The 9663-nt window shown below is 60.4% G+C and carries 6 protein-coding genes; 4 read left to right on the plus strand and 2 right to left on the minus strand.

Features of this window, described 5'->3' with window-relative positions; genetic code table 11:
• Window positions 1-122 precede the first annotated feature (122 nt).
• The 3 genes from plsB to HX855_RS30195 are packed head-to-tail and all read left to right on the plus strand — an operon-like array spanning window position 123 to window position 3797.
• Complete coding sequence (gene plsB, locus HX855_RS30185) at window positions 123-2627, plus strand: glycerol-3-phosphate 1-O-acyltransferase PlsB (protein WP_177087162.1); 2505 nt, start codon at window positions 123-125, stop codon at window positions 2625-2627.
• Between the two features lie 51 nt (window positions 2628-2678).
• Window positions 2679-3080 carry a YbaY family lipoprotein gene (locus HX855_RS30190; RefSeq protein WP_177087160.1) on the plus strand — a complete coding sequence of 134 codons (402 nt, stop codon included), beginning with the start codon at window positions 2679-2681 and terminating at the stop codon, window positions 3078-3080.
• 27 nt (window positions 3081-3107) lie between these two features.
• Entirely contained in the window at window positions 3108-3797 is a 690-nt protein-coding gene (locus tag HX855_RS30195; protein WP_177087158.1) for a DUF4197 domain-containing protein, read from the plus strand.
• Window positions 3798-4623: 826 nt separating this feature from the next.
• On the opposite strand, the gene HX855_RS30200 is transcribed toward HX855_RS30195, so the two are convergent.
• Window positions 4624-7689, minus strand: coding sequence for an efflux RND transporter permease subunit (locus HX855_RS30200; RefSeq protein ID WP_177087156.1), 3066 nt, complete (start codon window positions 7687-7689; stop codon window positions 4624-4626).
• Between the two features lie 6 nt (window positions 7690-7695).
• The gene (locus HX855_RS30205; protein WP_177087154.1) at window positions 7696-8796 is read right to left on the minus strand and encodes an efflux RND transporter periplasmic adaptor subunit; all 1101 of its coding nucleotides are present in this window, start codon (window positions 8794-8796) and stop codon (window positions 7696-7698) included.
• Window positions 8797-8888: 92 nt separating this feature from the next.
• Between HX855_RS30205 and HX855_RS30210 the strand changes: the two genes are divergently transcribed.
• The gene (locus tag HX855_RS30210) at window positions 8889-9524 is read left to right on the plus strand and encodes a TetR/AcrR family transcriptional regulator (protein WP_177087152.1); all 636 of its coding nucleotides are present in this window, start codon (window positions 8889-8891) and stop codon (window positions 9522-9524) included.
• Window positions 9525-9663: the final 139 nt, after the last annotated feature.

Below are 9663 nucleotides of genomic sequence, written 5' to 3' on the forward strand. Positions count from 1 at the left end.
AAGACAGGCTCAAAAAGCTTCAACTCAAGATTACTTCGCCGCTTTTTTGCCGATTTTCGCCTAATACTGCACACTAGCGTCCCGAGCATCTGCTCGGTTTTTCCCACTAAAGCAGAAGCCGTATGACCCGTTCTCCCTTTCGCCGTCTGGTATTTGGCACCTTGCGCCGGCTGTTGTACCTCTGGGTTCGCTCAGAGACGATCAACCAGTCGTCCCTTACCCTGAACCTCGACCGCAGCCGTCCGGTGTTTTACGTCCTGCAATCCCCGTCCCTCACCGAGTTGGCGGTGGTTGATACCGAATGTACCAAGGCCGGCCTGCCGCGCCCGGTGCTGCCGGTATCCGTGGGCCCGTTGATGGAACCTGCGGCCTTCTTCTACCTGACGCCCGACCCCGACTGGCTAGGGCGCCAGGACAAGCGTGGCGCACCGCCCACCCTGACCCGCCTGGTGGACGTACTCACCGAACACGCCGAAGAGAATGCACAGATCATTCCAGTCAGCGTGTTCTGGGGCCAGTCGCCCGACAGCGAGTCCAGCCCGTGGAAACTGCTGTTCGCCGACAGCTGGGCCGTCACCGGCCGCCTGCGCCGACTGCTGAGTATCCTGATCCTGGGCCGCAAGACCCGGGTGCAATTCTCCGCGCCCATCAACCTGCGTGAATTGATCGAGCACAATAAAGGCCACGAACGCACGGTGCGCATGGCCCAACGCATCCTGCGGGTGCACTTTCGTAACCTGAAAACCGCGGTGATCGGCCCCGACCTGTCCCACCGGCGCAACCTGGTCAAAGGCCTGGTCAACATGCCGCTGGTGCGCCAGGCGATCCTCGACGAAGCCGAACGCGAGAAAATCACCCCCGAGAAAGCCAAGGCCCAGGCCCTGCGCTACGGCAACGAGATCGCCTCGGACTACACCTACACCGCCATCCGTTTCCTGGAAGTGGTGTTGAGCTGGTTCTGGAACAAGATTTACGACGGCATCAAGGTCAACAACATCGAAGGTGTGCAAAAGGTCGCCCAGGGTTACGAAGTGATCTATGTGCCGTGCCATCGCAGCCACATCGACTACCTGCTGCTGTCCTACCTGCTGTTCAAGAACGGCCTGACCCCGCCGCACATCGCCGCCGGGATCAACCTGAACATGCCGGTGATCGGCAGCCTGCTGCGCCGTGGCGGGGCGTTTTTCATGCGCCGCACCTTCAAGGGCAACCCGCTGTACACCTCGGTGTTCAACGAATACCTGCACACCCTGTTCACCAAGGGCTTCCCGGTGGAGTACTTCGTCGAAGGCGGACGCTCACGCACCGGGCGCATGCTGCAACCGAAGACCGGGATGCTGGCGATCACACTGCGCAGCTTCCTGCGCTCCTCGCGCATGCCCATCGTGTTTGTACCGGTGTACATCGGCTATGAGCGGGTGCTGGAAGGCCGTACTTACCTCGGCGAACTGCGCGGTGCGAGCAAGAAGAAAGAGTCGATTTTCGATATTTTCAAAGTGGTCGGCGCCCTTAAGCAGCGCTTTGGCCAGGTCGCGGTCAACTTCGGCGAACCGATCAAGCTGGCTGAGTTCCTCGACACCGAGCAGCCCGACTGGCGCACCCAGGAACTGGGTCCGAACTACAAACCGGCCTGGCTCAACGAAACCACCAACCGTCTCGGCGAGCGGGTGGCGCAACACTTGAACGAAGCGGCGGCGATCAACCCGGTGAACCTGGTGGCCCTGGCGCTGCTGTCCACCACCCGCCTGGCCCTGGACGAGCAGGCCATGGCACGCCAACTTGATCTGTACCTGGCGTTGTTGCGCAAGGTGCCCTACTCGCCCCACACCACGCTGCCCGAAGGGAATGGCCTGGCGCTGATCAAGCACGTCAAGGACATGGACCTGCTGTCGGAACAGAGCGATGCCCTGGGCAAGATCCTCTATCTGGACGAGCAAAACGCTGTCCTGATGACCTACTACCGCAACAACGTGCTGCACATCTTCGCCCTGCCGGCGCTGCTGGCGAGTTTCTTCCAGAGCAGCTCGCGCATGAGCCGCGAACAGATCCTGCGCTACACCCGCGCGCTCTACCCGTACCTGCAATCGGAGCTGTTTATCCGCTGGTCCCTGGACGAGCTGGACGCGGTGGTGGATCAGTGGCTGGAAGCCTTTGTCGAACAAGACCTGCTGCGCTTCGAGAACGAGGTATACCTGCGCCCGGCCCCGAGTTCACGACACTTTGTGCTGCTGACACTGCTGTCCAAGAGCATCGCCCAGACCCTGCAACGCTTCTACATGGCCATCTCGCTGCTGCTCAACAGCGGCCAGAACAGCATCAGTGCCGAAGAGCTGGAAGACCTGTGCACCGTCATGGCCCAGCGCCTGTCGATCCTGCACGGCCTGAATGCTCCAGAGTTTTTCGACAAGAGCCTTTTCCGACATTTTATCCAGACGTTACTGGAGCAAGATGTGCTGCGCCGCGATGAAGCCGGCAAGCTAAGCTACCACCCGCTGCTGGGTGAACTGGCCGAAGGCGCGGCCAAGCGCGTATTGCCGGCGGAGATTCGTTTGTCGATCCGCCAGGTGGCCCTGCATCGCAGTGAGGATGCGGCGGACAAGCCCGCCGTACCTGAAGAGACACACTAGAGTGACCGAGGCGCCAGGGTGTTTCTGGCGCCGTTGACAAGGAGCTGCACCATGAAAAAAATCATCCTCCTGGGCCTGACCGCCCTGCTGGGAGCCTGCCAGACCATGAGCCCCGCCCCCAAAGCCAGCCTCGATGGCGAAGTGTTCTACCTGCAACGCATCGCCCTGCCGCCCGCCGCCACCTTGAGTGTGACCCTGCAAGACGTGTCCTTGATGGACGCCCCGGCCGTGACCCTGGCCGAGCAGAAAGGCCCGGTAAAAGGCCAGGTGCCGCTGCCGTTTCACCTGAGCTACGACCCGGCCCAGATCAAGCCCGGCCACAGTTATTCGGTCAGCGCTCGCATCGAACTGGATCGCAAGCTACTGTTTATCACCACCGAACGGCACGCCGTGCAGTTGAATGGTACGGACCCACAACCGTTGCGCCTGCGCGTGGATGCGGTTGCACACTGATTAAAAATCGAACATAAGGAAGCGCCCATGCTCCGTAACTCCCTTCGCCTCACTGCCCTGTGCGCCGGCTTGCTGCTCGGCGCCAACGCCATGGCGTTGTCCCTCGGCAGCCTGTCCCAGGGCGACGCCACCGGCGGCCTGAAAGACGCACTGACCCAAGGCGCGCAGGTTGCCGTCAAACAACTGGGGGTTCCCGGTGGTTTCAGCAACAACCCCGAGGTGAAAATCGGCCTGCCGGGCAAGTTGGGCAAAGTTGCCGACAAGTTGAAAATGTTCGGCATGGGTGACCAGGTCAACCAACTGGAAGCCAGCATGAACAAGGCGGCTGAGTCTGCCGTGACCCAGGCCCAGCCGATCCTGGTCAACGCCGTGAAAAACATGAGCGTGACCGACGCCAAGGGCATCCTCACCGGTGGCCAGGACTCGGCCACCCAGTACCTGAACAAAAGCAGCCGTGACGAGATCCGGGCCAAGTTCCTGCCGATCGTCAAGGCCGCCACCGACAAGGTCGGCGTGGCCCAGCAGTACAATGCACTGGCAGGCAAAGCCGCCACCTTTGGCGCGATTGATGCCAAGAGTGCCAACGTCGAAAGCTACGTGACGGAGCAGGCACTGGACGGGCTGTTCAAGATGATCGCCCAGCAGGAAGAGACGATTCGCAAGAACCCGGCAGCGGCGGCTACCAGCTTGGCGAAGAAGGTCTTCGGGGCCCTGTAACTCATAGGCTGTGATTTATCCTGAATATACAAACGCCCCGCACGTGTCGGGGCGTTTGTATTAACTGAACATGAAAACAGGCATGCCCCCAATCAAGGCAATCAACGGCTGATGAGGGTGTTGCTGTTGTTGATCGTGATACTACTTTGCGGCTGCGCGTGACTGTATCGAACAGCCCCGTCCTCATCGCGCGGGCGTGCAGCCTCACCGTCATGTTTTTTGCAGGCATGATGGGGTTGAGGTCGGTTCAAACCACCCCCCAACATCAAACCCACCCCCATGTACAGGTTACCTAACGCTTGTAAAAGCATCGTCTGCCGCCTCTATGAATTGTCTGGAAACTTTCTTCCTGAGGGTCACCCGAGAAAGAAATCACCTGCCTATCAGGTAACCCTATGTGGCAATTTGGCCGTAGCAGTTCCTTCAATTGATACGCGCGTGTCCGGGCGAGTGCCTGTAAGGCTGATAGGCCTCATTCACCGAGGCCGGGTGGTAAGGCTTGGGCCGGGCCGGCAGGACAGGCCCCAGGGTGGGCCGGGAGGGATGACCGTGATTGAAGCCCGGCCGGCCATGGCCAGGCATCTGTGGTCGCACCGTCTCAGCTTCTTTAGGGTTGGCAGGAAATAAATTGCCCAGCAGCGACCCCAGCATCGCACCTTTAAAAGCAGCCAGGGCAGACAAAATAAACATATGACACTCCATCAACTCATTGTTGAAATGCCAGCACGACCGCGCTGCTGACATCCTCGCCTGTCAATCAGGCAAATCTGAGTGGAGTGGTGCCTGCAAACGTTCCCAATGGGCGGGAACCGTTTGCATCCACATGTTAAGCGGCGTCCTTCCTGACCCTGAACCACGCCGCATACAACGCCGGCAGGAACAACAGCGTCAACGCCGTCGCCACGATCAACCCGCCCATGATCGCCACGGCCATTGGCCCGAAGAACACGCTGCGTGACAGCGGGATCATCGCCAATACCGCCGCCAGTGCCGTCAGCACGATCGGCCGGAAGCGTCGCACCGTCGCCTCGATAATCGCCTGCCACGGCGCCAGCCCGGCCTTGATGTCCTGTTCGATCTGGTCCACCAGGATCACTGAGTTGCGCATGATCATCCCCGACAACGCGATGGTTCCCAGCATCGCCACAAACCCAAAGGGCTGGCGGAACACCAGCAGGAACAGCGTCACCCCGATCAACCCCAGCGGCGCTGTCAAAAAGACCATCGCCGTGCGTGAGAAACTGCGCAGTTGCAGCATCAGCAAGGTCAGCACCACCACGATAAACAGCGGCACACCGGCGTTGACCGAGTTCTGGCCACGGGCGGAATCCTCCACCGTGCCGCCGACTTCCAGCAGGTAACCGTCCGGCAACTCGGCACGCACGCCTTCCAGGGTGGGCAGAATCTGCTGCACCAGGGTTGCCGGTTGTTCCTTGCCGTAGATATCGGCGCGAATCGTTACCGTCGGCAGGCGGTTGCGGTGCCAGATGATGCCTTCTTCAAAGCCATACTCGAGGGTCGCGATCTGCGACAGCGCTACGCTTTTGCCGTTGTCGGTGGGCACCGCCAGGCTTGGCAGCAACGACAGTTCGGTACGTTCGTGAACGGTGCCGCGCAGCAGGATTTCGATCAACTCATTGTCCTCGCGGTACTGGCTGACGCTGGAACCGGTGAGAGAACTCTGGAGAAATTTCGACAGGTTGGCGGTGCTCACACCGAGGGCGCGGGCACGGTCCTGGTCAACGTTGAGGTAGACGACCTTGCTCGGCTCCTCCCAGTCCAGGTGCACGTTGACCACGTGGGTATTTTCGCGAACCTTAGCAGCCACTTTCCGCGCCAGGGCCCGGACTTCTTCGATGTGCTCGCCCGTCACCCGGAACTGCACGGGGTAGCCCACCGGCGGCCCGTTTTCAAGCCGCGTGACCCGCGAGCGCAGCTCCGGAAACTGTTCGTTGAGGGTCTCGATCAGCCAGGTGCGCAGGCTTTCGCGCTCCTCGATGGTCTTGGCCAACACTACAAACTGGGCGAAGCTGGCGGCGGGCAATTGCTGGTCCAGGGGCAGGTAGAAACGGGGCGAACCCGTGCCCACATACGCCACGTAGTTCTCGATGCCGGCATGTTCCTTGAGCAGGCCCTCGAGGCGTTTGACCTGGTCCGTCGTGTTACTCAGGGACGCGCCTTCAGCCAGTTTCAGGTCGACCATCAGCTCCAGTCGCCCGGAAGCCGGAAAGAACTGCTGGGGCACAAAGCGGAACAGCGCCAACGAGCCGATAAACAGCAGCAGGGTCAGGACGATCACCGTCTTGCGCCGGCGCACGCACCACTCCACCAGCCGCCTGACGCGCTGATAGAACGGCGTGCCGTAGGGATCCGGACCATTGGCGCCATGCTTGGCTGCATGAATCTTCGCCAGGTCCGGCAGGAGTTTTTCCCCCAGATACGGCACGAACATCACCGCCGCGACCCAGGAGGCCAGCAGCGCGATGGTCACCACCTGGAAGATCGAACGGGTGTATTCGCCGGTGCTCGATTGCGCCGTGGCAATCGGCAGGAAGCCTGCCGCCGTGATCAGCGTGCCGGTGAGCATCGGGAAGGCGGTGCTGGTCCAGGCGAAACTGGCGGCCTTGAGCCGGTCGTAACCCTGCTCCATTTTGATCGCCATCATTTCCACGGCAATGATCGCGTCGTCCACCAGCAACCCCAATGCAAGCACCAATGCCCCGAGGGAGATTTTGTGCAGGCCGATGCCCAGGTAATACATGGTGGCAAAGGTCATGGCCAACACCAGCGGAATCGCCAGGGCCACCACCATGCCGGTGCGCACGCCGAGTGAGAAGAAGCTCACCAACAACACAATCCCCAAGGCTTCCGCCAGCACCTGGACGAATTCACCCACACTGGTTTTCACCGCTGCCGGTTGGTCCGACACTTTGCGCAGCTCCATGCCGGCAGGCAGGTTCTTCTGCAAGCGTGCGAATTCGCTTTCCAGGGCTTTGCCCAACACCAGAATGTCGCCACCCTCGCGCATGGCTACGGCCAGGCCGATGGCATCGTCGCCCATGTAGCGCATGCGTGGCGCCGGAGGATCATTGAATCCGCGATGAATCTCGGCCACATCGCCGATACGGAAGGTGCGATCACCGACGCGGATCGGGAAATCGCGAATTTCTTTAACCGTCTTGAAGTTGCCGGACACCCTTAACTGCACACGCTCGCTCGGGGTTTCAAAAAAGCCGGCCGTCGACACCGCATTCTGTTCCTGCAGCGCCTGCTGCACTGCCGCCAGCGGCAGACCGAGTGTGGCGAGCTTGAGGTTGGACAGCTCGATCCAGATCTTCTCGTCCTGCAAGCCCAATAATTCAACCTTGCCCACATCCGGTACCCGTTGCAGCTGGATCTGGATACGGTCGGCGTAGTCCTTGAGCACGGCGTAGTCGAAGCCATCACCGGTCAGCGCGTAGATATTGCCGAAGGTGGTGCCGAACTCATCGTTGAAAAACGGGCCCTGGATATCCGGCGGCAAGGTCTGGCGAATGTCGCTGATCTTCTTGCGCACCTGGTACCAGAGGTCAGGAATCTCCTGGGAGTGCATGGAGTCCCGGGCCATGAAGGTGACCTGGGATTCACCAGGACGGGAGAAGGACACAATGCGCTCGTAGTCGCCGGTCTCCATCAGTTTCTTTTCAATACGCTCAGTAACCTGGCGCGAGACTTCCTGGGCGGTCGCCCCTGGCCAGTTGGTCTTGATGACCATGGCCTTGAAGGTAAACGGCGGGTCTTCGCTTTGTCCCAGCTTGGTGTAGGACAAGGTGCCAACCACGGCCAGCAGGATCATCAGGAACAGTACGATCTGGCGATTACGCAACGCCCATTCGGAAAGATTGAAACCCATCGGGGACTACTCCTTGGCCGCCAGACTTACCGCTCGGTTGGCGCGATCCACCGGGCGCACTTGCTGGCCCTCATGGAGTACATGCACGCCGGCGGCGATCACCCAATCGGTGGCGTTCAAGCCTTCGAGTACCGGCACACTTTTCTCGCCAAAGGCACCGATGCGTACCGGTGTGCGCTTGAGGGTGTTGTCGGGCTGCACCACCCAGACGTAGGACGCACCGTTCTCTGCACTCAGGGCCGACAGCGGTACCGACAGGGGAATCAGACCGTCAGCCTGTATGAATACGCGGGCACTCTGCCCCAGTTCTGCGGGCACCTTGCCACCGGCGAAGGCGACACGGGCAGCGAAGGTTCGCGACTTTGGATCAGCGGCGGGAGACAGTTCGCGGATGCGGCCGTTAAAGCGCTGATCGGGCTGGCTCCACAGTTCCACGGACACCGGCTGGCCAATCTTGAAGCGCCCGAAGCTTTGTTCCGGGAGGCTGATCAGCACCTCCCGCTCACCGTCGGTGGCGAGGGTAAACACGGTCTGGCCGGCAGACACCACCTGGCCCACTTCCACCGCACGCTTGGCGACCACGCCATCCTGGGGCGCTCGCAGCACGGCATAACCGGCCTGGTTGTTGGCCACGTCGAATTCGGCCTTGATCTGCTTGAGGCGCGCTTCACCGGAACGGTAGAGGTTCTCGGAATTGTCGTACTGGGAACGGCTGACCATCTGACGGTCCATCAGGGTCTTGTAGCGGTCACGCTCGGCGCGCACCAGGCTCAGGTTGGCTTCAGCGGCGGCCACTTGAGCGCGTGTGGCTTCCAGTTGCAGGCGCACGTCCTGGGGGTCGAGTTCTGCCAGCGGCTGGTTGGCCTTGACCCGCTCGCCCTCCTCGACCAGTCGTCGGCTGACTTTACCGCCAATGCGAAAGGCCAGGTCGGGCTCATAACGGGCACGCACCTCGCCAGGGTAGCTGTCCGAAGCCTGCGCCGAAGGCTCTGGCTGAACCACCATGGCCGGGCGGACGATGGTTTGCGCGGCTTCTTCATGGCCACACGCAGCCAACAGGAATAGCAAGCTGGCAGGCAAGGCGAGTGGCAGGAAATAGCTGCGCATGCTGAAGGACCTTTCGCTAATGGTGCTAGGAATAATTATACTGGCCGGTATGTTATTAATACAAAACTCACCAGTCCAGTAATAAAGTGAAAATGTCCGACAATCCTGTAAGCACCAATAGCCCCGGGCGTCCCAAGGACATGGCAAAACGCCAGGCCATCCTCGATGCGGCGAAAATCCTGTTCTTGAGTAATGGGTATGCCAGCACCAGCATGGATGCCGTGGCCGTGGAGGCCGGGGTGTCGAAGCTGACCGTGTACAGCCATTTCACCGACAAAGAGACGCTGTTCTCGGCGGCGGTGGTCGCCAAGTGCGAAGAGCAGTTACCGGTGATGTATTTCGAGCTGCCGGCGGGCGTGCCGGTGGAGAAGGTGCTGCTCACCATCGCGCGTGGGTTTCATGTGCTGATCAACAGTGAGGAGTCGGTGAACCTGCATCGCCTGATGATGACCTCCGGGAGTCAGGACCCGAAGTTGTCGCAGATCTTTTTCGAGGCAGGCCCCTTGCGCATGTTGCAGGGGATGGAGCGGCTGCTGGGCAAGATTGACCAGAGTGGCGCACTGAGTATTCCCAAGCCGCTCACCGCTGCGGAGCACTTTTTCTGCCTGCTCAAGGGCACGGCGAATTTTTGCTTGTTGTATGGCTGTGGGGGGCAGTTGAGTGCCGAGGCGGCCGAGGAACATGTGCAGGAGGTGGTGGGGTTGTTTATGCGGGCTTATCGGGTTTGATGGGTGTTTTCGGTTTTTTTGAACCGGGTACATATCCGTTATTTAGGTAACGGCGGCTTAGGGTTCCGCTCTTACAGCGGGTCACTTTTGGAAAAGAGCCCCAAAAGTAACCAAAAGGGCTCTTGCCCCACCACTCGGT

The sequence above is a fragment of the Pseudomonas sp. IPO3778 genome (genome assembly GCF_013386825.1).
Taxonomy (GTDB): Bacteria; Pseudomonadota; Gammaproteobacteria; order Pseudomonadales; family Pseudomonadaceae; genus Aquipseudomonas.

Coding starts and splice junctions, on each gene's coding strand:
- HX855_RS30195 (WP_177087158.1), top strand. CDS start 3,108: ATGCTCCGTAACTCCCTTCGCCTCACTGCCCTGTGCGCCGGCTTGCTG.
- plsB (WP_177087162.1), top strand. CDS start 123: ATGACCCGTTCTCCCTTTCGCCGTCTGGTATTTGGCACCTTGCGCCGG.
- HX855_RS30210 (WP_177087152.1), top strand. CDS start 8,889: ATGTCCGACAATCCTGTAAGCACCAATAGCCCCGGGCGTCCCAAGGAC.
- HX855_RS30200 (WP_177087156.1), bottom strand. CDS start 7,689: ATGGGTTTCAATCTTTCCGAATGGGCGTTGCGTAATCGCCAGATCGTA.
- HX855_RS30190 (WP_177087160.1), top strand. CDS start 2,679: ATGAAAAAAATCATCCTCCTGGGCCTGACCGCCCTGCTGGGAGCCTGC.
- HX855_RS30205 (WP_177087154.1), bottom strand. CDS start 8,796: ATGCGCAGCTATTTCCTGCCACTCGCCTTGCCTGCCAGCTTGCTATTC.